This window comes from Streptomyces sp. NPDC057617 (genome assembly GCF_042800555.1).
Lineage (GTDB): Bacteria > Actinomycetota > Actinomycetes > Streptomycetales > Streptomycetaceae > Streptomyces.
This window is the reverse complement of sequence record NZ_JBHVGV010000010.1, coordinates 152399-174553: the sequence shown is the minus strand read 5'-3', so window position 1 is coordinate 174553 and position 22155 is coordinate 152399. Positions and strand designations below refer to the sequence as shown.

General features: G+C 71.3%; 18 protein-coding genes. 5 read left to right on the top strand and 13 right to left on the bottom strand.

The features are described 5' to 3' along the window. Positions 1–65: 65 nt before the first annotated feature. Both pth and ACFU9P_RS24810 read left to right on the top strand, forming a co-directional pair. Positions 66–677 (top strand): aminoacyl-tRNA hydrolase, encoded by a 612-nt coding sequence (pth, locus tag ACFU9P_RS24815; RefSeq protein ID WP_384084531.1) that lies wholly within the window; start codon positions 66–68, stop codon positions 675–677. Positions 678–762: 85 nt separating this feature from the next. Next, positions 763–1245 carry a hypothetical protein gene (locus ACFU9P_RS24810; protein ID WP_376376013.1) on the top strand — a complete coding sequence of 161 codons (483 nt, stop codon included), beginning with the start codon at positions 763–765 and terminating at the stop codon, positions 1243–1245. A 117-nt stretch (positions 1246–1362) separates the two neighbouring features. Here ACFU9P_RS24810 and ppc read toward each other — a convergent pair whose 3' ends face one another. Then, entirely contained in the window at positions 1363–4092 is a 2730-nt protein-coding gene (ppc, locus tag ACFU9P_RS24805) for a phosphoenolpyruvate carboxylase (protein ID WP_376376015.1), read from the bottom strand. 325 nt (positions 4093–4417) lie between these two features. Here ppc and ACFU9P_RS24800 point away from each other — a divergent pair, with 325 nt between their 5' ends. Together ACFU9P_RS24800 and ACFU9P_RS24795 are read left to right on the top strand one after the other, a co-directional pair. Further along, complete coding sequence (locus ACFU9P_RS24800; protein WP_376376017.1) at positions 4418–5410, top strand: acyl-CoA desaturase; 993 nt, start codon at positions 4418–4420, stop codon at positions 5408–5410. Then, the gene (locus tag ACFU9P_RS24795) at positions 5410–6105 is read left to right on the top strand and encodes a TetR family transcriptional regulator (RefSeq protein WP_376376124.1); all 696 of its coding nucleotides are present in this window, start codon (positions 5410–5412) and stop codon (positions 6103–6105) included. Before ACFU9P_RS24800 ends, ACFU9P_RS24795 begins: the two co-directional genes overlap by 1 nt. Positions 6106–6146: 41 nt before the next feature. On the opposite strand, the gene ACFU9P_RS24790 is transcribed toward ACFU9P_RS24795, so the two are convergent. Then, on the bottom strand, positions 6147–7022 hold the full coding sequence (locus ACFU9P_RS24790; protein WP_384084526.1) for a trans-aconitate 2-methyltransferase: 876 nt from the start codon (positions 7020–7022) through the stop codon (positions 6147–6149). A 140-nt stretch (positions 7023–7162) separates the two neighbouring features. Here ACFU9P_RS24790 and tamR point away from each other — a divergent pair, with 140 nt between their 5' ends. Beyond that, complete coding sequence (gene tamR, locus ACFU9P_RS24785) at positions 7163–7660, top strand: MarR family transcriptional regulator TamR (protein ID WP_376376021.1); 498 nt, start codon at positions 7163–7165, stop codon at positions 7658–7660. Positions 7661–7719: 59 nt separating this feature from the next. Here tamR and ACFU9P_RS24780 read toward each other — a convergent pair whose 3' ends face one another. The 11 genes from ACFU9P_RS24780 to ACFU9P_RS24730 all read right to left on the bottom strand — a co-directional run bounded on the left by ACFU9P_RS24780 (position 7720) and on the right by ACFU9P_RS24730 (position 22119). Next, on the bottom strand, positions 7720–8541 hold the full coding sequence (locus tag ACFU9P_RS24780; protein WP_384084523.1) for a LuxR C-terminal-related transcriptional regulator: 822 nt from the start codon (positions 8539–8541) through the stop codon (positions 7720–7722). Positions 8542–8849: 308 nt separating this feature from the next. Next, a complete protein-coding gene (gene galK / locus ACFU9P_RS24775; protein WP_384084520.1) occupies positions 8850–10043 on the bottom strand; it encodes a galactokinase in 1194 nt (397 codons plus the stop codon). Positions 10044–10087: 44 nt separating this feature from the next. Further along, positions 10088–11068 carry a UDP-glucose 4-epimerase GalE gene (gene galE / locus ACFU9P_RS24770; RefSeq protein ID WP_384084517.1) on the bottom strand — a complete coding sequence of 327 codons (981 nt, stop codon included), beginning with the start codon at positions 11066–11068 and terminating at the stop codon, positions 10088–10090. Continuing rightward, on the bottom strand, positions 11065–12108 hold the full coding sequence (gene galT, locus ACFU9P_RS24765) for a galactose-1-phosphate uridylyltransferase (protein ID WP_384084514.1): 1044 nt from the start codon (positions 12106–12108) through the stop codon (positions 11065–11067). The genes galE and galT overlap by 4 nt, the downstream gene beginning before the upstream one ends. Positions 12109–12384: 276 nt before the next feature. Continuing rightward, on the bottom strand, positions 12385–13077 hold the full coding sequence (locus ACFU9P_RS24760) for a LuxR C-terminal-related transcriptional regulator (RefSeq protein WP_384084512.1): 693 nt from the start codon (positions 13075–13077) through the stop codon (positions 12385–12387). A gap of 241 nt (positions 13078–13318) precedes the next feature. After that, positions 13319–15232, bottom strand: a complete 1914-nt coding sequence (locus ACFU9P_RS24755; RefSeq protein WP_384084508.1) for a PQQ-binding-like beta-propeller repeat protein — start codon at positions 15230–15232, stop codon at positions 13319–13321. Position 15233: 1 nt separating this feature from the next. After that, complete coding sequence (locus ACFU9P_RS24750; RefSeq protein ID WP_384084505.1) at positions 15234–17201, bottom strand: PQQ-binding-like beta-propeller repeat protein; 1968 nt, start codon at positions 17199–17201, stop codon at positions 15234–15236. A gap of 254 nt (positions 17202–17455) precedes the next feature. Beyond that, positions 17456–19306: an ABC-F family ATP-binding cassette domain-containing protein gene (locus ACFU9P_RS24745; RefSeq protein WP_384084502.1), complete on the bottom strand. Its 1851-nt coding sequence runs from the start codon at positions 19304–19306 to the stop codon at positions 17456–17458. Positions 19307–19378: 72 nt separating this feature from the next. Then, complete coding sequence (locus ACFU9P_RS24740; RefSeq protein ID WP_384084499.1) at positions 19379–20275, bottom strand: hypothetical protein; 897 nt, start codon at positions 20273–20275, stop codon at positions 19379–19381. Next, a complete protein-coding gene (locus tag ACFU9P_RS24735; protein WP_384084496.1) occupies positions 20272–21069 on the bottom strand; it encodes a MerR family transcriptional regulator in 798 nt (265 codons plus the stop codon). The genes ACFU9P_RS24740 and ACFU9P_RS24735 overlap by 4 nt, the downstream gene beginning before the upstream one ends. A gap of 141 nt (positions 21070–21210) precedes the next feature. Further along, entirely contained in the window at positions 21211–22119 is a 909-nt protein-coding gene (locus ACFU9P_RS24730) for a 4-(cytidine 5'-diphospho)-2-C-methyl-D-erythritol kinase (RefSeq protein WP_384084793.1), read from the bottom strand. Positions 22120–22155: the final 36 nt, after the last annotated feature.

The window sequence follows — 22155 nt, the reverse complement described above, 5'->3', positions numbered from 1 at the left end:
CGCCGTACCCATACACCCCGGATCCGTGTACGAGCCGGATCCGTGTACGAGGAGACGCAGCCGCGATGACGACTGGTGCCGATGCGACTGATGCCAATGCTCCGTGGCTGATCGTGGGCCTGGGGAACCCGGGGCCCGGGTACGCGGCCAACCGGCACAATGTCGGCTTCATGGTGGCCGATCTGCTGGCGGGCCGGATCGGCGGCTCGTTCCGGCGGGCGCAGAAGGCGCAGGCCACGGTGATCGAGGGCCGGATCGGCCCGCCGGGTCCGGCCGGCCGCCGGGTGGTGCTGGCCAAGCCCGCCTCGTACATGAATCTGTCCGGCGGTCCGGTCTCCGCGCTGCGGGACTTCTACAAGGTGCCGACGGAGCGGATCGTCGCGGTCCATGACGAGCTGGACATCGACTACGGCACGCTGCGGCTGAAGCTGGGCGGCGGCGACAACGGCCACAACGGGCTGAAGTCCATGACGAAGGCCATGGGGCCCGGCTATCACCGGGTGCGGTTCGGGATCGGCCGGCCGCCGGGCCGGATGCAGGTGGCGGACTTCGTGCTGAAGGACTTCTCGGCGGCGGAGCGCAAGGAGCTGGACTATTTCGTGGACCGGGCGGCGGACGCGGTGGAGGCGCTGGTGCTGGAGGGGCTGGAGCGCGCCCAGAGCACGTACAACTCCTGACAAGCCCCGCATACCCGTCGTACGGCCCGTCGTTCCCCGGTCGTGAGTTGACCAGGCGTGTGCCCATGGCCAAGGATCCCGCCTTATGCGCCCTGTGAAGCGGAAGCGGAGCTCCGACCGCGTGCTGTCGTTCGGCCGCCAGGCGGGGATGGCCTTGGTCGCCCTGCTGCTCCTTGTCGCGGGCGTCTGGTCGTCCTGGGGCTCGGCCCAGCATGTGGTGCTCGCCAAGGGCCGTGAGCACGGCACGCTGACGGTCACGGCCTGCGCGCACGAGAGCTGCACCGGGCGCTACGACCCCGAGGGGCCGCAGGGACCGCGGACCGGGATGACGATCGGGCAGTCGGTGGCCGTCAAGAAGGGCGGCGAGTTCCCGGTGGTGGTGAAGCCCGGTACGGACGAGATGGTGCGCACGGGCACGCCGGGGCTGCTGTACGCGTGGGTCCCGCTGGGCGGTGCGCTGCTGCTGGCCTCGCTGGTGATCGGCGGCGGGATGGGGCTGACCCGGACCGCGTGGGGGTCGGCGCTGGCGGGCGGTGCGCTGCTGGTGGCCGCGTTCTTCGCCGTCTGAGCGGCCGGCCCGTACCGGCCGCACCGTACTCGTACGAAAACCGCCCCGCTCCGGAAGCCCGGAGCGGGGCGGCCTCGATACGTACGGCCGTACGGTACGAGTACGGGTACGAGCCCGTCAGCCGGTGTTGCGCAGCCCCGCCGCGACCCCGTTGACCGTCAGCAGCAGCGCCCGCGCGAGCAGCGGGTCCGGGGTCTCCTGGCGCTCCGCCGCCGCGCGCTGGCGGGCCAGCAGCGACACCTGGAGGTAGGAGATCGGGTCGAGATAGGCGTCCCGGATCGCGAAGGTCTGCTGGAGCGCCGGGTTCGAGTCGAGGAGCTTCTCGCCTCCGGTGACCCGCAGGACTTCCCGTACGGTCAGCGCGTGCTCGGTCTCGATGTCCGCGAAGACGTGCTTCAGCTCGTCCGGCACCAGCGTGTCGACATAGTGGCGGGCGATCCGCAGGTCGGTCTTGGCGAGGGTCATCTCGACATTGGCGAGGAAGTTCCGGAAGAAGTGCCACTGCTCGTACATCTCGTCGAGCACCGTGGCGGGCCCGGCCTCGCGCAGTGCCTTCAGCCCGGAGCCCACGCCGTACCAGCCCGGCACGATCTGCCGTGACTGGGTCCAGCCGAAGACCCAGGGGATGGCCCGCAGCCCGTCCAGGCCGGCGCCCGAGTCGGGCCGCCGGGAGGGGCGGGAGCCGAGGTGGAGGTCGGCGAGCTGGTCGACGGGGGTGGAGGCGAAGAAGTACGCGGGCAGGTCCGGGTCCTCGACCAGCCCGCGGTACGCGGCGTGCGCGGCGTCCGAGACGGTGTCCATCGCCGCGTCCCAGCGGGCCAGTGCCTCGCCGGACTGGCGGGGCGCGGTGTGCAGGGCGGAGGCCTGGAGGGTGGCGGCGACGGTCAGTTCCAGGTTCTCCCTGGCCAGGGAGGGGATCAGATACTTGTCGGAGATGACCTCGCCCTGCTCGGTCACCTTGATCTCGCCCTCCAGCGTGCCCCAGGGCTGGGCGAGGATCGCGTCGTGCGAGGGGCCGCCGCCGCGGCCGACCGTACCGCCGCGGCCGTGGAAGAGCCGCAGCCGTACGCCATGGCGGTGGGCGACATCGCGGAGGCGGCGCTGGGCCCGGTGGATCTCCCACTGGGAGGTGGTGATGCCGCCGAACTTCGACGAGTCCGAGTAGCCGAGCATGACCTCCTGGACATCGCCGCGGAGCGAGACGAGTCTGCGGTAGGAGGGGTCGGCGAGCATCTCGTCGAGGATGACATCGGCGGCGCGCAGCTCGTCGGTGGTCTCCAGCAGCGGCACGATGCCGATCTTCGCCCAGCCGCCGTGCAGATCGATCAGACCGGCCTCGCGTGCCAGGACGGCCGCCGCGAAGACGTCATCGGCGCCCTGGCACATGGAGATGATGTACGACTCGATGACTTCGGGGCCGAAGCGCTCGAAGGCCTCCTTGACGGTGTGGAAGACGCCGAGGGTCTTCTGTCCGGCGGCGTCGAGGGGCGCCGGGGTGGGCGCGAGGGGCCGGCGCGAGCGGAGTTCCTTGGCGAGGAGCCTCTGCCGGTAGTCGCGCGGCATGTCGGTGTAGCGCCAGGATTCCTCACCGAGCCGGTCGAAGAGCTGCCCGAGGGCGTGGTGGTGGGCGTCGGCGTGTTCCCGTACGTCCATGGTGGCGAGCTGGAGTCCGAAGGCGGCGAGCGTACGGATCGTACGGTCGAGGCGGCCGTCGGCGAACAGCCCGCCGCGGTGCTCGCGCAGGGACGTCTGGATGAGGGTGAGGTCGTCGAGCAGCTCGGCGGTGCCGAGGTAGTCGCGGCCGTCGTCGTGCGGGGTGCCCTTGGCGAGGCGCTCGCGGGTGTTGACGAGCTTCTGGCGGATGCAGGTCGCCTTGAGGCGGTACGGCTCCTCGGCGTTGAGCCGCTTGTAGCGGGGGCTGATCTCCGGGAGCCGCTCCAGGTCGGTGCTGAGCGAGTCGAGCAGTTCCTCGGTGGCTCCGGTGTAGCGGATGGAGTTGGAGAGCTGGCCGCGGAGCTGGTCGACGAGTTCGAGGGCGTCGCCGATGCCGTGCTCGTGCTGGAGGATCAGCACCTCGCGGGTGACCTCGGGGGTGACGTTGGGGTTGCCGTCGCGGTCGCCGCCGATCCAGGTGCCGAAGGTGAGCGGGCGGGTGCCGGGCGGCAGTTCGACGCCGACACGGTCCAGTTCCCCGACGAGGTCCTCCAGTACGTCGCCGACGGCGCCGGCGTGGAGTTCGTCCAGGTAGTAGATGGCGTTGCGGGCCTCGTCGACGGGCTCGGGCCGTACGACACGGAGTTCGTCGGTCTGCCAGATCAGGTCGATGGCCTCGGCGAGCCGCAGGTCGTGGCGGCGCCGGTCGGAGGCGATGACGGGTGCTTCGAGGAGTTCGGCGACGCGGCGGAGCTTGTTGAGGACGGAGCGGCGGGCCGCCTCGGTGGGGTGTGCGGTGAAGACGGGCCGTACGTTCAGGTTCCTGACGGTCTCGCGGAGGTGCTCGGGGTCGGCGTCCTTGAGCCGGTCGGCGGTACGGGCCAGGAGCCCGCCCTCGGCGGCGCGCCGCTCGCGCATCTCCCGGCCGCGGTGGACCTGTTCGGTGACATTGGCGAGGTGGAAGTAGGTGGAGAAGGCGCGTACCAGCCTGGCCGCGGTCTCCAGGTCGGTGTCGCCGAGGAGTTCGGCGGCGGCTTCACCGTTCTCGCGCGTCAACGCGCGTACACGCTCTACGAGCTCCAGGAGCTCGGGGCCTTCCTGCCGTACGAGGGTCTCGCCCAGCAGGTCACCCAGACGGCGGATGTCCGAGCGGAGTTCCGCGCTGGCGGATGGGGTCTGGTCGGCACTGCTCACAGGTGCGGCTCCTTGCAGTGTTTGAGCACGTCTGGAGGTTTCTGGAGACTCAGACCGCCCGGCGATGACCGTCCGGCGATCGGCGGTGTCGGTCTGGCGGACCGCGCTGTCCGACGACCACAAGGATAGGTGTCCTTCGCCTGGTGTTATCCACAGCCCTCTTGTCGCGGCGTTCGGCGCTGCCATACTTACGATGCCGTAGGTTACGCACCCGTATCGAGGTTTCCGCTCCAGTTCCTGCCAGTTCCGGACTGTTCCCACCAGTTCCGGAAAGTTCCTCACTGTTCTTCACCCCAGGCCCATTCCTCACCCCAGGGGACCCCCAATGACCACACCCCCCGATGTGATCGAAGATTCCTCCCTTCCTCCCCAGTCCGCCGACGGTGCCCCGCTGCCCTCCGCCACGCTCGGCGGGGACAACAAGGGATCCATCGAGCAGGTCGCTCTCCTGCTCTTCATCGTCATTCCCTTCCTCGCCCTGCTGGCGGCTGTGCCGCTGGCCTGGATGTGGGGAGGGGTGAGCTGGCTCGATCTGGCCCTGATGGTGGTCATGTACTACATCGGCTGCCATGGCGTCACGATCGGCTTCCACCGCTATTTCACCCATGGTTCGTTCAAGGCGCGGCGCCCGCTCCGGATCGCGCTGGCCGTGGCCGGTTCGCTGGCCGTGGAGGGCCCGCTGGTGCGCTGGGTGGCGGACCACCGCAAGCACCACAAGTTCTCTGACGCTGAGGGCGATCCGCACTCGCCCTGGCGGTTCGGCGAGACGCTGCCGGCCCTGCTGAAGGGGCTGTGGTGGGCGCATATCGGCTGGCTGTTCGACGAGGAGCAGACTCCGCAGCACAAGTACGCGCCGGATCTGATCAAGGACCCGGCGATCCGTACGATCTCCCGGCAGTTCGTGCTGTGGACGGTCGTCTCGCTGGCGTTTCCGCCGCTGGTCGGCGGACTGGTGACGATGTCCTGGTGGGGTGCCTTCACGGCGTTCTTCTGGGGTTCCCTGGTCCGGGTGGCGCTGCTGCACCACGTGACGTGGTCGATCAATTCGATCTGCCACGCGGTCGGCAAGCGGCCCTTCAAGTCCCGTGACCGGTCGGGCAATGTGTGGTGGCTGGCGGTCCTCTCCTGCGGCGAGTCGTGGCACAACCTGCACCACGCGGACCCGACGAGCGCGCGGCACGGTGTGCTCAGGGGACAGGTCGATTCGAGTGCCAGGATCATCCGCTGGTTCGAGCTGCTGGGCTGGGCGTCCGACGTGCGCTGGCCCTCCGCGTCCCGTGTGGACTCCCGGCGCAAGAGCGCAGTCGCCAAGGCATGATGGGCACCGTGGCGACCGACGGCAGTACCAGCGGCAAGGACAGCACCGAGCAGGGCCGGACGACCGGGGGCCGACGCGCCCGCAGGGTCCGGATGACCGGTGCGGAACGCCGCGAGCAACTGCTGGACATCGGCCGTACGGTCTTCGCGGAGAAGGGTTTCGAGGCGGCGTCGGTGGAGGAGATCGCGGCGAAGGCCGGGGTCTCCAAGCCCGTCGTGTACGAGCACTTCGGCGGCAAGGAGGGGCTGTACGCGGTGGTCGTGGACCGCGAGATGCGCCAGTTGCTGGACATGGTGACGGGCGCGCTGACCGCCGGGCATCCGCGTGAGCTGCTGGAGCAGGCCGCGTTCGCGCTGCTCGACTACATCGAGACGTATACGGACGGCTTCCGCATCCTGGTCCGCGACTCCCCGGTCGCGCAGTCCACGGGTACGTTCGCGTCGCTGATCAGCGATATCGCCACGCAGGTCGAGGACATCCTCGGCATGGAGTTCAAGGCCCGCGGCTTCGACCCCAAGCTGGCCCCGCTGTACGCGCAGGCCCTGGTGGGCATGGTGGCCCTGACGGGCCAGTGGTGGGTGGACACCCGCCGCCCGAAGAAGTCGGAAGTAGCGGCCCACCTGGTGAACCTGGCCTGGCACGGCCTGGAAAACCTGGAACCGAAGCCGCGCCTGATAGGCCACCGCAAGGCGTGAGCGGGTGGCGGGGGCGGATCAGCCGTTGCGGGTGCAGTCACTCATTGTGAACCAGCTCTGACCCCGGCCGCGGGCTTGCGCGCCACCGCGAAGATCCGGCGGAAGGGGAAGACCGTGCCGGAGGGGGTCGGGGGGTAGGCCTTGCGGAGCAGGGCGCGGTATTCGGTGGTGAACTCCGCTGTCGCCTGCTCGTCGCCGTCGAGTGCGGTGAGGACCGGGCGCAGTGCTGTGCCCTTGACCCAGTCGAAGACCGGGTCCTCGCCGGTGAGCTGCTGGATGTATGTCGTCTCCCAGACGTCCGCCGCGCAGCCGAGGGCGGTCAGGCGCGCGAGATAGTCGGCGGGGTCCAGGACGGTGTTGGCGGGGCGGTCGGGGCCGCCGCCCAGGCGGTCGCGCCAGCGCGGGGACGCGCACAGGTCGGCGAGCAGGGCGTGGCTGGGCGAGGTGAAGTTGCCGGGGACCTGGAAGGCGAAGGTGCCGCCGGGCGCGAGGCCCTCGATCCAGGCCTCGAAGGAGCCCGCGTGGCCGGGCACCCACTGGAGGGCGGCGTTGGAGACGATCAGTCCGTACGGTTCGCCGGGCGCCCAGCGCGCGAGGTCGGCGGCGTGGAAGTCCATCGCCCCGCCGCCCGGGGTGGCGCCCGCGTACTCCTCGCGGGCCCGGTCGAGCATCTCGGGCGAGTTGTCGAAGCCGGTGATACGGGCGTCCGGCCAGCGCTCGGCGATCAGCGCGGTGACATTGCCGGCGCCGCAGCCGAGGTCGGCGATCGCGAGCGGCGTCCCGGCCCCCGGCCCGCCGTCGGCGCCGGGCGGGTCGGGTATACGGGCCAGCAGGTCCAGGAACGGGCGGCTGCGGAGGCCGGAGTGCCGGAGGTACTGGGCCGGGTCCCAGATCGGTGCGGACGGTGCGGAGTGCATGGTCGGGCCCCTGTCACGGTCGCGGAACGGCCCGCCCGAGCCGGCTCGCGGGCTGCCCGGGCGGTCGTACCCCAGCCTGCACCGGCACATCTCTTGACGTCAAGAGACTTCACATCGAGGGACCCTCTACACTGATCGTCATGGAGGACGAGGTCGACCGACTGGTAGCGGCATGGCGCCGGGAGCGCCCCGACCTCGACGTGGAACCGCTCGAGGTCCTCAGCCGTGTCAGCAGGCTGGCCCGCCATCTCGACCGGGCGCGCCGGATCGCGTTCTCCGAGCACCAGTTGGAGCCGTGGGAGTTCGACGTCCTGACCTCGCTGCGGCGCGCGGGAGCCCCGTACCAGCTCTCCCCCGGGCAGCTGCTGACCCAGACTCTGGTCACCTCGGGCACGATGACGAACCGTATCGACCGGCTGGCGAAGAAGGGCCTGGTCGAGCGGCTGCCGGACCCCAGTGACCGCCGCGGGGTGCTCGTACGCCTCACCGCGGAGGGCCGCGACCGCGCGGACCAGGCGCTCGCCGGACTGCTGGCCCAGGAACGCGCGATCCTGGGCGAGCTGTCGCGTGCGCAGCGGGCCGAACTGGCGGGCCTGCTACGCCAGTTGACGGCCCCCTTCGACAACGTACCGACCTAGCCGGTCGTCCGCCGGACGGGCTGCTGCACTGCGCCACCGGCCCGTCCGGCGATTCCCGGTCAGCCGGTCGAGGTGGCGGGCTGGGCCGCCAGACTCACCGGGCCCACTCCGGCCCGGCGGGCCAGCGCCACCGCGGCCAGGGTCGAGTGCACACCCAGCTTCCCCAGCACGTTCTGCATATGCGTACGGACCGTGTGCGGGGACAGGAAGAGCCGCTCGGCGACGGCCTTGCGCCCCAGGCCGGCGACCATGCAGCGCAGCACCTCCCGCTCGCGCGGCGTCAGCGACTCGACCAGCCGCTCGCTCTCCGTACGGTGCTTGCGCGCGGCCGTCAGCTCCCGCAGCACGCCCGTGAGCAGGGCGGGCGGCAGATGCGTCTCGTCGCGCAGGACGCCCCGCATCACGGCGAGCAGCCGCTGGAGCGAGCAGTCCTTCGCGACCCAGCCGGACGCGCCCGCCTGGAGCGCGAGCGCCGCGCGGCGCGGATCGTCCCGCTCGGCGAGCACGACCGTACGGACGGACGGCTGGCCGGAACGGACCCCGGCGACCAGCGAGATGCCGTCGACCGGCACCGCCTCGCCGCCGTCCGGCACCGCGCGCGGGACCGGCACCTGAACCGGTCCGCCCGCCGTGCCGCCGCTCGCCGTGGCGCCGGCCGCCGCCAAGCCTCCGGCCGCTCCAGCGACCGTGCCGAGGTCGGCGTCGACGAGCATCACATCGAACCTGCGCCCCTCGGCCGCCGCCCGGTCCAGACAGCGCAGCGCGGCGGGCCCACTGCCCGCCGCCGCGACGTCCACATCGGGCTCGGCCGCGAGAGCGGCGGCGAGCGACTCGGCGAAGATGCGGTGGTCGTCCACCACCAGAACCCGGATACGTACCAATGGACACCCCCTGAAGGCGGGGAGCGGACAGCGCGGGCACGGCGCCCGGTGTGCGGTGGTACGTCAGTGGCACGGCCGCCGCCGTGTGATGACTGCTACCCCACCCCGGGCGTCGTACCCGACTTGACTCCACCCCTGATCAGCACCGGCCCCCACCGGTGCTGTGCATCAGCGTACGGCCGCGGGCCCGGAGCGGAAGGAATTTCGCAGAACTTGAGGCGAATCAGCACGGCCGTCGCCGCCCTCACCGGACCGCGACCACCACCGCGGACAGGGCCGGCACCGGCGGGGGCCACAGCGGGCAGACCTCAGGACAGCCGTCGCGCGCCCGGGGACGGGGTGGCCGGGAAGATCCGGGGCGGGGTATAGGACGCCGACGCGAAGGCTTCCGTGATCGACTTCGTGACCTGGTCCGCCGCGGACTCCTCCGTCAGGACGATCGCCGAGCCGCCGAAGCCGCCGCCCGTCATACGGGCGCCCAGGGCGCCGGCGGCGAGGGCCGTGGTGACCGCCAGGTCGAGTTCGGGGCAGGAGACCCGCAGGTCGTCTCGGAGGGAGGCGTGGCCCTCGGTCAGGACCGGGCCGGCCGCGCGGAGGTCCCCGGCGTCCAGCAGCGCGATGGTCCGCTCGACCCGGTGGTCGTCGCTGACGACATGGCGGACACAGCGGCGTACTTCCTCGCTCTCCCCGGCGGCGGCCAGCCGGTCCAGCGCCGCGGGCAGTTGCGCGTACGGGATGTCGCGCAGGGCGCGCACTCCGAGCGCCCGCGCACCCGCCTCGCACGCGGCGCGCCGAGCCGCGTACGCGCCGTCCCCGAGCGCGTGCTTCACCCGGGTGTCGACGACCAGCAGCCGGAGCCCCTGGGCCGCCAGGTCGAACGGCACCTGGCGCTGGGAGAGATCGCGGGTGTCCAGATGGAGCGCGTGTCCCTCGGTGCAGCACGCCGAGGCCATCTGGTCCATGATCCCGCAGGGCACCCCGACGAACTCGTTCTCGGCGCGCTGCGCGAGCACCGCCAGTTCGGGTCCCGTCAGGCCGAGCCCGTACAGATCGTTCAGGGCCAGCGCCGTCACGACCTCCAGCGCCGCCGAGGACGACAGCCCCGCGCCGGTCGGCACGGTCGAGGCGAGATGGACATCGGCGCCGGTCACCGGATGTCCGGCCGCGCGCAGCGCCCAGACGACACCGGCCGGGTAGGCGGCCCAGCCGGTGTCGGAGCGCGGTTCGAGAGCGTCGATGCCGAGCTGGACCACGCCCTCCGCGACATCGGCCGAGTGCAGCCGCAGGATCCGGTCCGTACGGCGGGAGACCGCGGCGACCGCGCGGTGCGGCAGCGCCAGGGGCATGACGAAACCGTCGTTGAAGTCGGTGTACTCCCCGATCAGGTTCACCCGGCCCGGCGCCGCCCACACGCCCTCGGGCCCGGCGCCGTACAACCGCCGGAACTCGTCAACGACGCCGACGGCGCTGCCCGCGCCCTCGACGCCACCGCTCTGCTTCACTCGGTCTCCCTCACTCGTGGCGCGCTCTCACGCCCGGCCGTCCCTCACTCCGCGGAGTCCCCGCCGGACTCCCCGCGCCGCGCGAACGCCCACGCGTCCGCGACGATGCCCGCCAGGTCGGCGCGGCTCGGGGTCCAGCCCAGGCGCTGGTGCGCCGCCTCGGCCGACGCGACCAGGACGGCCGGGTCGCCGCCCCGGCGTCCGGCCATGACCTCGGGGACCGGGTGCCCGGTGACCTTCCGTACGGTCTCGATGACCTCGCGGACCGAGAACCCGTTGCCGTTGCCGAGATTGCAGATGAGATGTTCGCCCTCGACCGCCGCGTCCAGCGCGCGCAGATGCGCCTCGGCGAGGTCCGCGACATGGATGTAGTCGCGTACGCAGGTGCCGTCCGGCGTCGGATAGTCGTCCCCGTACACGGAGATCGACTCGCGCCGGCCGAGCGCGACCTGGAGGACCAGCGGGATCAGATGCGACTCGGGGTCGTGCCGCTCACCGCAACTGCCGTACGCGCCCGCGACGTTGAAGTAGCGCAGCGAGACCGCCGCGAGACCGTGCGCCGTGCACTCCCCGCTGATCATGTGGTCGACGGCGAGCTTGGTCGCGCCGTACGGGCTGGTCGGCACCGTCGGGTCGGACTCGGTGATCGGTGTGGAGACCGGCTCGCCGTACGTCGCGGCGGTGGAGGAGAACACCAGCTTGCGCACCCCGGCGGAGCGCATCGCGGCGAGCAGCGCCATGGAGCCGCCGACATTGTTGTCCCAGTACTTCTCGGGCTTGGCGACGGACTCGCCGACCTGCGAGGACGCGGCGAAGTGCAGCACCGCGTCGTACGAGGGGTCCAGCCACTTCGCGGCGTCCTGGACCCGGCCCTCGATGAACGCCGCGCCGGCCGGGACCCCTTCCCGGAACCCGGTGGAGAGGTCGTCCAGCACGGTCACCTCGTGCCCGGCCTCCAGCAGATGTGCGGCGACCACGCTGCCCACATATCCCGCACCGCCCGTGACCAGGTACTTCTTGTTCACTCGCTCGCTACCTCTCGCAGTCGCTCGGCCGCGGCCTCCGGCGGCACATCGTTGATGAACACACTCATGCCGGATTCGGAACCCGCGAGGAACTTCAGCTTGCCGGAAGTGCGGCGAACAGTGAAAAGCTCAAGGTGAAGCGCGAAGTCCTGCCGCCCGGCGGCCCGGAACGGCGCCTGGTGCCAGGCGGCGATGTACGGCGTCGGCGGTTCGCCCTCGCCGAAGATCCGGTCGAAGCGCTTCAAGAGTTCCAGATAGACCTGTGGGAACTCCGCGCGGGCCGCGTCGTCCAGCTCCCGCAGGTCGGGGACGCGGCGCGTGGGGTAGAGGTGCACTTCGTACGGCCAGTGCGCGGCGTACGGGACGAACGCCAGCCAGTGCTCGCCGGTCAGCACCACCCTGCCGCCCTCTGCCCGCTCGCGCTCGACGAGGTCGTCGAAGAGATTGCGGCCGGTGCGGGCCCGGTGCTCCTCCGCCGAGCGGAGCATCAGGGTGGAGCGCGGGGTGACGAAGGGGTACGCGTAGATCTGCCCGTGCGGATGGCCGAGCGTCACCCCGATCTCCACGCCCCGGTTCTCGAACGCGAAGACCTGCTCGACCTGGGGCAGCCCTGCCAGTTCGGCCGTACGGTCGGTCCAGGCGTCCAGTACCAGAGCGGCGCGCTCCGCGCCGAGGTCCGCGAAGGAGGCGTTGTGGTCGGAGGTGAAACAGACGACTTCGCAGCGGCCCGAGTCCCCCGCGAGGGAGGGGAAACGGTTCTCGAAGACGGCGACGTCATAGGCGGAGTCGGGGATCTCGCTGAGCCGCCCGTCCCGGGACGGGCAGAGCGGGCACTCGTCGGCCGGCGGGTGGTACGTACGGGCCTGGCGGTGCGAGGCGATGGCGACCGAGTCGCCGAGCAGCGGGTCGTGGCGGATCTCGGAGGAGGTCGCGACGGGCCCGAGCGGCCTGAGGTCTACGGCGTCGTGCACCGCGTCGTCGCGGGAGTCGTAGTAGATCAGCTCACGGCCGTCGGCGAGCCTGGTCACCGTCTTCTTCATCGCTCGCCCTCCACCGCACCCCGCCCCAACAGAACTCAACACAACAAATCACAAACCAACAGCCGCGTCAACGTGACGTCAGTCGGCGGCAAAAATGCAGGTTAATGCAGGCAGGGTGAGCGGGTCATACGGATGTTGACGGCATCAGGCCACAAGGAGGCACACCACAAAAGGCAACAGACAGACACCAGGCGGGCGGCAGTCAGACGGGCAAGCAGACCGGCGGGCCGGACGGCGGACGCCTCACGACGCGCTTCGTACGCCCCAAGAAGGCGATCAGCGCCCGTCCGGGCCCTGCGGCTCGCCCGGTACGGCCCGGTCCAGCAGCCCCGTACGGGCCGCCAGCGCCGCCGCCTCCAGCCGGGAGCCGACCCCCAGCTTCATCAGCACCCGCTGCACATGCGTCCTGGCCGTGCTCGGCGCGATCCCCATCCCGGCCGCGATCAGCCGGGTGTCCTCGCCCTCCGCGACCCGTACCAGCACCTCGATCTCGCGCGGGGTCAGCATCCGCAGCAGCCGCTGCGCCTCGTCGTCCGGCTGGGCCGCCGGGTTGAGCAGCTCGGTGAAGGCGCCCTGGAGGAGCTGCGGCGCCACCGCCGCCTCGCCCGCCCGCGCCTTGATCATGGCCCGTTCCACGCCTTCTATGCGCTCGTCGTGGCGTACGTAGCCGGAGGCGCCGGCCGCGAAGGCCGCGGCGATCCCGCGCGGGCTCGGCACCGGACCGAGCACCACCACGGCCACCTGCGGCCGGTCCCGCTTGATCCGTACGATCGGGTCGAACGCGCCCGGTTCGGCCGGCGCCGCGGTGCCCAGCAGGCACACCTCCGGCGCCCTGCTCACCACCAGTTCGGCCACGCCCGCCGTGGGCGCCGCCGCCGCGAGCACCCGGTGCCCGCGCAGCTTCAGTGCCGAGGCGAGCGCCTCCGCGAGCAGTCGGTGGTCATCGACCACCATGAGCCGAACGCCCATAAACGAAAGCCCCCATCACCACGGAAAACTGGCCCCCCGGCCTCCTGACCCGGCAAGCTACACGCTTGTTCGACATCGCGCGCCCCCTACTCCTGAGAAGCCCCCCGGATTGCCGAATTCCAGGCCATTCAGGACTACTCGGCGCCCCGAGCCGCTACAGGGCGGGCCCCGGCCCGAGGCGTCCACCGCCCACGGGCCGGGGCCCAGCGCACCGCGCCGGCGCGGTGCTTCGTACCGCGCGCTACTTCGTGCTGAACGAGACGGCGAGCCACGACTTGTCGTCCAGGGCCGACGTCGACGGCTTGCTCAGCATGGTCTCGGAGAGGAACAGCCGCCCGCCCCCGTAGAGGATCTCGGCATAGTCCGCGGAGAAGCTGGTCTCCATGTCCCTGATCGCCTCGTCGGCCGGATTGTCCATCAGGACCGTCTCCTTGAAGGAGGCGCCGTCGATGGAGACGATCTGGCCGCCCTTGTCGTACGGGGGCACCTTGTACGCGATGATGTTGCCGCCGTCCATGCGCAGCGGGAACATCGTGTACCGGTCGCCCGCGTCGGCGCGGTCCGAGGTGTTCTTGCCGGTGGCGAGGTCGAAGGACACGATCTCGTTGGTGTCGCCGTACTCCCCGCCGCCCTCGTGGCCCTCGGTCGGCAGATAGAGCCGGCCGTTGCCCACCGCGAGCTTCTGGCAGGCCTCGACCTCGGTGGAGCCGCACCTGGCCGCGTACTTGTCGGCGTCGGCCGGGATCTTCGCGATCAGCTTGCCGGTCTTCCGGTCGATCGAGAAGAAGTCCGAGATACCGCTGCCGTCGCCCGCGGTGTCGCCGACATCGGCGGCCACGACCAGCGGATCGGTGGAGACGACACTCGCGTAGGCGACACCGGCCGGCATCTTGAAGGAGGAGACCGGGGCGCCCGTGAGCGGGTTCAGGGTCTCGATGGAGATCTGCGGGTCGTCGTACGAACCGCACTTGCGGGCCGCGACAAGGCCGGCGCCGCCGCCGTACCCCATGTCGTAGCAGCCCTCGGCGCTGACCTCGGGCTTCCAGCGGACCTCGCCCGTGGCGAGGTCGAAGGCCGCGCCGCCGTCCGTACCGCCGGCCGCGACCGTCGTACCGCTGAGGGTGATCTCGTCGAACCGGACCTTCTCGTCACCCGCGTTGGAGCCCGTGACCGACTTGGTCCACAGGAGCTTTCCGGTCTTCAGGTCGAGCGCGCCGATCTCCGTGCAGGACTGGTACTTGTCGGCGGCGGTGCGCTTGGCGGCCTCGAAGGCGACCGCGGTTCTGCCGTCCTCGGTGACGTGCCTGCTCGCCGCGCAGACCTGGCCGGGCAGCGGGACCGACCAGAGCTGGGTGCCCTTGTCGAGGTCGTAGGCGACGATCTGGTTGATGCCGGTCTTCACATAGGCGGTGTCGGTGATCCAGGAGCCGCTGACCCCGGTGACATCGGTGACCTTGGGGGTCGGGAGCTGGAAACCGGCCTTGGACTTGGTGTTGGACGGCACTTCCTCCGTGCCGCCGCCACCGATGCCCTTGTCGCCGTCCTTGCCGCCGGTGCCCTCGGTGGTGCCGGAGGAGGTGCCCTTGGCCTCGTCGCCCTTGCCGTCGCCGCCGGAGGAGGAGAACCAGATGCCGCCGCCGATGATCAGGACCACGGCGACGGCCGCGGCGATGATGATCTGGGTCTGGGCGGACAGCTTCTTGCCGCCACCGCTGGGGGTGGCGCCGGGGCCCTGCGGCTGCATGGGCTGGGTCGCATAACCGTACGGCGGCTGGCCGGGCTGGCCCGGCTGCCCCGGGTACCCGTAGCCCGGCTGCGCGGGATACCCGTACCCGGGCTGCACGCCCGGACCGCCCGGCACCCCCGGAGCAACGGGACCGCCCGGTGCGCCCTGCGGGGGCGGGGGCGTCTGCGGGTATCCGTACGGGACGCCCTGCGCGGGCGGTGTCGGCGCGCCGTACCCGTACCCGCCAGGCGGCGGATCCTGCGGAGCGCCGAAACCACCGGGCGGCGGCTCCTGCGGCGCCCCGAACGCGCCCTGCGGCGGCTCATTGGGCGGCGGCTGAAGCGGCTGCTGCTGAGGCGGCTGCCCCTGAGGCTGCGGTTGCTGTGCGGGCTGGGGCGGCTGCTGCGGAGGCTGGGGCGGCTGGGTCATGTCAGTCACCGAACGCCATCATCGTCGACTTCTTCATTTCCTCTTCGTCGTTGCTCGCGCTGACCCGGCCGCTGGTCACATAGGACCGGCCGTCCACATAGGCCAGTTTCGGCGAGTACAAGGAGTTCTCGATCTCCGCCGTGGACGCCGGGTGCTGCTGGATCACCGTCGGCGCGCCGCCCGTCGCCGGGATGGTCGCGATCGCGCCGCCCTTGTCGTACGTCGGGTCCAGATAGACCACGACCTTGCCGCCCTCCGTACGCAGCGGCGTCATCACCCGCTCCGCGGGCGCCTTGGAGCGCCAGACGGCCTTTCCGGTGAGGAGGCTGAAGGCGACGACCTCATTGGTGCGCGCCGTGCCGCTCGTGTCGGGCTCGGTCGACATGTAGAACGTACTGGCGTCCGCGGCGACTCCGACACAGCCCTCCAGATTGCTGCCGAAGACCACGAAGCTGCCTCCGCACCGCGGTGCGAACTTGTCCTTGCCGCCTTCGAGTTGCGAGCGCAGGGTGCCGTTCGCGTTGAGGTTGAAGATGCTCCAGGACTTCTCGTCGTCGTTCGTCGCGGAGATGACCAGGGGGTCGACCGAATAGACCTTGTCGACCTCCCAGTTCTTCGCGAGCTTGTACGTCCACTTGGCCGCGCCGGTGACCGGGTCCAGCTCCTGGATCTGGTTCTGGATGGTGTCGTAGTCGCCGGTCGGGCAGCTCTCGGCGGCGATCAGCTTGGCGCCGCCGGCGAACGCGTACGGCTGGCAGTTGCCCGGCAGCTTGCCGAACAGGTCCTTGCCGTCGCTCACCCGGTAGGCGTTCGAATAGCTGGTGCGGGCGGCGGTGACCGTATCGCCGCTGATGGCCAGGGTGATGTCGGTGAGGATGTCAAAGGCCCCCGACTCGGCGACCTCCTTCTTCCAGCCGCCCTTGCCGGTGTTGAGGTCGATCATCTGGAGCTGGTTGCAGAGGGCCTTGTCGGTGGTGCCGTCCTTGATCCCGATGACGATCTTGCCGTCGTCGGTGGGCGCGACGGGCGCCGAGCACACCTCGGTGGGCAGCGGAAGCGTCCACTTCTTCTTGCCGTCGGCGGCCGAATACCCCACGACCTGGCGGTACATGGCCTTGACGACGGTGTCGCCGACGAACCACGGGCCGTACACGTCCGCGCCGTTGCGGGGCAGGTCCACATCGTTGGTCTGGAGCCAGAGCACCTTGGACTCGCCGTCCTTGCGCCCGGCGTTGAGATCGTCCTGCGACTCGCGGCCCCCGCCGGTGCCGTCGCCCTGGTCGACACCGGGCGAACCGGTCGGATCGGCGTCGTCACTCGCGTCCGCGACCGGCTTGCCGCCGCCGTCGCCACCGCTGAGCGCGAACCAGGAGCCGCCGGCTATGAGCACCAGCGCGACGGCGGCCGCGGTGATGATGCCGGGCGTCGACTTGAAGAAGTTCTTGCCGCCGCCACCGCCGGGCGGCGGGGTGGGCGCGCCGGGGTACTGCTGGGGCGGGTAGCCGCCGTAGGGCCCCGGCTGGCCTCCGTAGGGGCCGGGCTGCTGACCGTACGGTCCCGGCTGCTGGCCGTACGGACCGGGCTGCTGGTACGGGCCGGGCTGCTGGCCGTACGGTCCTGGCTGCTGACCGTAGGCACCGGGGCCGGGGTTGTACGGACCCGGGGCCTGCGGATAGCCGTAACCGGGCTGTACGGGCGGCGGACCGGGAGGCGCGGAAGGCGGCGCGGAGGGCTGCCCGGGCGGCGGCGCGGACGGCGGTGTGTGCGCGGACGGCGGTGTCTGCGCGGACGGCGGTGTCTGCGGCATCTGGGGCGGCTGCGCCGACGGAGGTACGGGCGGCTGCCCGGGTTGTACGGGCGGCTGGGGCGGTCCCTGCGCCGGACCTCCGTGCTGCGGAACTCCCTGCTGCGGATCCCCCGGAGCGCCGAAGCCTCCCTGCGGCGGCTGCTGGCCGGGTGGCTGGCTCATCAGCGCTTTCCCCCTTTTTCATACGGTCCGCCACCCGGTCGGTCTCCCCCGCGATTCTGGTGGCCGGCCCCGTCGATGGGGCGGTTCGGGCGTGGATTCCGCATCGTCACATCGGTCGAGCGGGGCTTCTTTCTATCACCCGGACGGCGGAACGGGCCGGGCCGGTCCCTCCCCTGTTCCCAAGGGAAAACCGGCCCGTGATGCGCCTGTTACGCGCTCCCGCCCCACTCCCGCACACCGCTTCCGCGCATTTTCTACGCGTCTTCCGCAAGCTCCAGCCAGCGCATTTCCAACTCGTCACGTTCCTCACGGAGTTCACGCAACTCGGCGTCCAGTTTCGCCACTTTCTCGAAGTCCGTGGGATTGTCGGCGATCTGCTGATGGAGCGTGGTCTCACGGCCGGAGAGCTTGTCGAGCTGCCGCTCGATCCGCTGGAGTTCCTTCTTCGCGGCGCGGCTGTCCTTCGCCGACACCGGCGCCGTCGCCGTCGCGCTCTCCTCGGCGGCAGGCCCGACGGCACTCGCCGCGGGCTTCTGAGCCGCGGCGGCGGACCGCTGCGGCTCCGACTCGGCCAGCCTGCGCCGCCGTTCCAGATACTCGTCGATCCCGCGCGGCAGCATCCGGAGCGTCGCGTCGCCGAGCAGCGCCATCACCTTGTCGGTGGTCCGCTCGATGAAGAACCGGTCGTGCGAGATGACCACCATCGACCCGGGCCAGCCGTCGAGCAGGTCCTCCAGCTGGTTGAGGGTCTCGATGTCGAGGTCGTTGGTGGGCTCGTCGAGGAAGAGCACATTCGGCTCGTCCATCAGCAGCCGCAGAAGCTGGAGCCTGCGCCGCTCACCGCCGGAGAGATCCCCGACCGGGGTCCACTGCTTCTCCTTGCCGAACCCGAACTGCTCGCAGAGCTGACCCGCCGTCATCTCCCGGCCCTTGCCCAGGTCGACCCGGTCCCGTACCTGCTGGACCGCCTCCAGCACCCGCAGCGACGGCGCGAGTTCGGTGACCTCCTGGGAGAGATACGCCAGCTTGACGGTTCTGCCGACCACGATCTTCCCGGCGGCCGGCTGCACATCGCCCTGGCTGCGGGCGGCCTCGGCCAGGGCGCGCAGCAGCGAGGTCTTGCCCGCGCCGTTCACCCCGACCAGTCCGATCCGGTCGCCGGGCCCGAGCTGCCAGGTGAGACGGGTGAGCAGCACCTTGGGCCCCGCCTGGACCGTCACGTCCTCCAGGTCGAAGACGGTCTTGCCGAGCCGGGCGTTGGCGAACTTCATCAGCTCGGAGGTGTCCCGGGGCGGCGGTACGTCCGCGATCAGCTCATTGGCCGCCTCGACCCGGAAGCGCGGCTTGGACGTACGGGCGGGGGCGCCGCGGCGCAGCCAGGCCAGCTCCTTGCGGACCAGGTTCTGCCGCTTGGCCTCCTCCGTCGCCGCGATGCGCTCGCGCTCGGCGCGGGCGAAGACATAGTCGGAGTAGCCGCCCTCGTACTCGTGCACCGCGCCGCGCTGGACGTCCCACATCCGCGTACAGACCTGGTCGAGGAACCACCGGTCGTGGGTGACGCAGACGAGCGCGGAGCGCCGGTTGCGCAGATGCTCCGCGAGCCAGGCGATGCCCTCGACATCGAGATGGTTGGTGGGCTCGTCGAGCACGATCAGCTCGGGCTCGCCGATGAGCAGCTTGGCGAGCGCGATCCGGCGCCGCTCACCGCCGGAGAGCGGGGCGATGACCGTATCGAGCCCCTGCGGGAAACCGGGCAGGTCGAGCCCGCCGAACAGCCCGGTGAGCACATCCCTGATCTTCGCGTCGCCCGCCCACTCGTGGTCGGCGAGATCGCCGATCACCTCGTGCCGGACCGTGGCGGCGGGATCGAGCGAGTCGTGCTGAGTGAGCACCCCGAGCCGCAGCCCGCCACTGTGCGTGACCCGCCCGGTGTCCGTCTCCTCCAGCTTGCTCAGCATCCGGATGAGGGTCGTCTTGCCGTCGCCGTTACGCCCCACGACCCCGATCCGGTCCCCCTCGGAGACACCGAGGGAGACACCGTCGAGCAGCGCACGGGTGCCGTACACCTTGGTGACTGCCTCGACATTGACCAGATTGACGGCCATTTCACTCCTGCTTATGGGCGGATCGATCGACGCTCCAGCGTAGGCCCTGCCCGGACCCGGCCCGCCGCTCGGTCACCGGGTGCGGCCGGCCGGGCCGGAGCCGGGGGTGTCACGGGTCCGGTCCGTACCGGCGGACGGGCCGGCCGCCCTCAGTGCGGCGACGGCGGGCGCGGGGTCGTCGGCGTAGAAGCGGAAGGCGCGGGCCTCGGCGGGCCTGCCCAGGGCGCGTACGTACCGCACCGGCTCGTTCAGTTCGACGGTGACCGTCGTCTGACCGGCCACGGCCATGTCGGCGACGCCGTTCTCATCCACGGCGGCCAGCTTTCCGTCCGGGAACTTCCGGTCCAGGCGCACGGAGGCTATGCGGTCGGCCGGTATACGGATGTCCAGCAGGGCGCCGAAGCGCAGGCGCAGCGAGCCGTCGGCCCCGATCACATGCGGCCGCACCACGCAGGAGGCGTGCAGGGCGATGACGAAATAGCAGCCCCAGATGTCGAGGACGAGAGTGACGGCGTGCACCACCGGCCAGGGGATCAGAAGAGCAAGGGCCACGGTCTCGACGACGCAGACGAAGAGAAAGCCGTACATGACCGCTGTCTGCCCCGGGGCGTACGGGACGGGCAGATCACCGTCGCGTACGCCGTGCGGGCCACGGCGGGCCACCCAGCGCAGAAAGCTGGTGGTGAGGAAGAACTCATGGGCGATCACTCGCCGCACGGGCGCCGGGACGGTGTCGGCGACCGCGGCAAGGAAGGCGGAGCGGCGGTCGAGCCCGTCGCGGCGGTGCCTGCGGTGGTCGACGGCGAGCAGGCCGGTCGACATGGCCATGACCACGAGCGCGGCCAGCTCCACCGCAAGCCGGGCGGCCGGGGCAATCCGCACACCGCCGACCACGCACAGGACAAGCACGACCTCACCGGGTACGAGCGCGGCCAAGGACCAGCGCACGCCCTTCCTCACCGCCTTCACCTGGCACGCTCCCTGAGCAGTTCGATGGCCAGGCGCACGGCCGCTGCCTGGGCGGGGGCGAAGTCCGCGAAGAAGGCGTTCGCGAAGCCGGCGTCCTCGCCTGTGCCGGCGTCGTCCGGGGCCGTCATCGCCCGCAGCGCCTCGTCCGGGATGCTGTCGACGACTGCCCGGGCGGTCTCCGCCACGCGCGGGTCGTCCTCGGGGGCCTCTGCCAGCTCGTCCAGCCGGGCGTAGATCTCGTAGGCGCGCCGCATGGCCTGCGGGTCGGCGTTGAGGCTCCGCACCATGGCGTGGAGCCAGCCGCGGTAGCCGGGCGACGAGCCGGTCTCCAGCAGGGCGAGCAGCTCCCGCTCCTTGGCCGCGGCCGCCGGCTCCGGCCCGGGCAACCGCGCCGAGACACGGGCCATGTCGTCGAAGATGGCGGCGAGTTCGGGGGAGACGGGGGCCTCGGCCGGCAGCCGCCCGGTCTGCCCGGCCTGTTCGAACAGCCGGGCCAGGCGGGCGCGGCGTTGCCGGATGGCCTCCTCCTGGCGGGCCAGGTCGGCGTCCAGCTCGGTGAGGATCTCGACGAGGTCCTTGCCCACGTCGTCCGCCAGCACGTCCTTCACCTCGTCCAGGCTCAGGCCCAGCTCGGTCAGCCGGCGGATCCTGGCCAGCTCGACGGCGTCACGCAGTGAGTATTCGCGGTACCCGTTGGGCTGCCGCGGCGGCTCGGGCAGCAGCCCGATGCGGTGGTAGTGCCGTACGGCGCGGCTGGTGATGCCGACGATGCCGGCGAGCTCTCCGATTCGCATGGCATCAGTAGAAACGTTGTCGCTGCGACAAGGTCAAGCGGACAAGGTCAAGCCAACAAGGGGGCAAGGTCGAGCGACGGGTCGAGCGACGGAGGCCCCGGTGTGCTTACCGGGGCCTCTGTCATGGCGCGGCGGCGGCCGTCATGGAGCCGTGCGCTCCACCACCGTCGCGCCCGGGGCCGGGGCGGTGGCGACTCGGGCGGTGCGGCAGGTGCCCGAGGCCAGGAGGGCTTCCGCGATACGGGTCGCCGTCTCCGGGTCCTTCGCCAGGAACGCCGTTGTCGGGCCGGAGCCGGAGACCAGGCCTGCCAGGGCGCCGGCGGCGGTGCCCGCGGTGAGGGTGTCAGCCAGGGACGGGCGCAGGGCGAGGGCCGCGGGCTGGAGGTCGTTGGCCAGGGCGCCCGCCAGTGCGACGGCGTCGCCCGTACGCAGGGCCTCCAGCAGAACCGGGTCGGCCTCCGGTTCCGGTACGTCCGTACCCTCGGTCAGCCGGTCGAACTCACGGAACACCGTCGGCGTCGACAGCCCGCCGTCCGCGACCGCGAACACCCAGTGGAACTCGCCGCCGACCGCGAGCGGGGTGAGCCGCTCGCCCCTGCCCGTGCCGAGCGCCGCGCCGCCGATCAGGCTGAACGGCACATCGCTGCCCAACTCGGCGCAGATCGCGAGGAGTTCGTCCCGCGAGGAGCCCAGCGACCAGAGTGTGTCGCAGGCCAGCAGGGCGCCCGCGCCGTCCGCGCTGCCGCCCGCCATCCCGCCCGCGACGGGGATGTCCTTCGCGATATGGATATGCACGCGCGGCTCGATGCCGTGCCGCTCCGCCAGCGCGAGGGCCGCCCGCGCCGCGAGGTTGGTGGTGTCCAGCGGGACCTGGTGCGCGTCGGGGCCCTCGCAGGTGACGCGCAGCTCGTCCGCGGGCGTCACCGTGATCTCGTCGTACAGGCCCACGGCCAGGAAGACATTCGCCAGGTCGTGGAAGCCGTCGGGGCGGGCGGCGCCCACGGCGAGCTGCACATTGACCTTGGCGGGCACCCGTACCCGTACCGACATCCCCGTAAGCACATGCGTCAGTGCCTGTCCCTCTGC

Coding starts and splice junctions, on each gene's coding strand:
- ACFU9P_RS24795 (WP_376376124.1), top strand. CDS start 5,410: ATGGGCACCGTGGCGACCGACGGCAGTACCAGCGGCAAGGACAGCACC.
- ACFU9P_RS24755 (WP_384084508.1), bottom strand. CDS start 15,232: ATGACCCAGCCGCCCCAGCCTCCGCAGCAGCCGCCCCAGCCCGCACAG.
- ACFU9P_RS24735 (WP_384084496.1), bottom strand. CDS start 21,069: ATGCGAATCGGAGAGCTCGCCGGCATCGTCGGCATCACCAGCCGCGCC.
- ACFU9P_RS24790 (WP_384084526.1), bottom strand. CDS start 7,022: ATGCACTCCGCACCGTCCGCACCGATCTGGGACCCGGCCCAGTACCTC.
- ACFU9P_RS24750 (WP_384084505.1), bottom strand. CDS start 17,201: ATGAGCCAGCCACCCGGCCAGCAGCCGCCGCAGGGAGGCTTCGGCGCT.
- ACFU9P_RS24810 (WP_376376013.1), top strand. CDS start 763: ATGCGCCCTGTGAAGCGGAAGCGGAGCTCCGACCGCGTGCTGTCGTTC.
- ACFU9P_RS24760 (WP_384084512.1), bottom strand. CDS start 13,077: ATGGGCGTTCGGCTCATGGTGGTCGATGACCACCGACTGCTCGCGGAG.
- ACFU9P_RS24800 (WP_376376017.1), top strand. CDS start 4,418: ATGACCACACCCCCCGATGTGATCGAAGATTCCTCCCTTCCTCCCCAG.
- ACFU9P_RS24730 (WP_384084793.1), bottom strand. CDS start 22,119: ATGTCGGTACGGGTACGGGTGCCCGCCAAGGTCAATGTGCAGCTCGCC.
- galT (WP_384084514.1), bottom strand. CDS start 12,108: ATGAAGAAGACGGTGACCAGGCTCGCCGACGGCCGTGAGCTGATCTAC.
- ACFU9P_RS24745 (WP_384084502.1), bottom strand. CDS start 19,306: ATGGCCGTCAATCTGGTCAATGTCGAGGCAGTCACCAAGGTGTACGGC.
- tamR (WP_376376021.1), top strand. CDS start 7,163: ATGGAGGACGAGGTCGACCGACTGGTAGCGGCATGGCGCCGGGAGCGC.
- pth (WP_384084531.1), top strand. CDS start 66: ATGACGACTGGTGCCGATGCGACTGATGCCAATGCTCCGTGGCTGATC.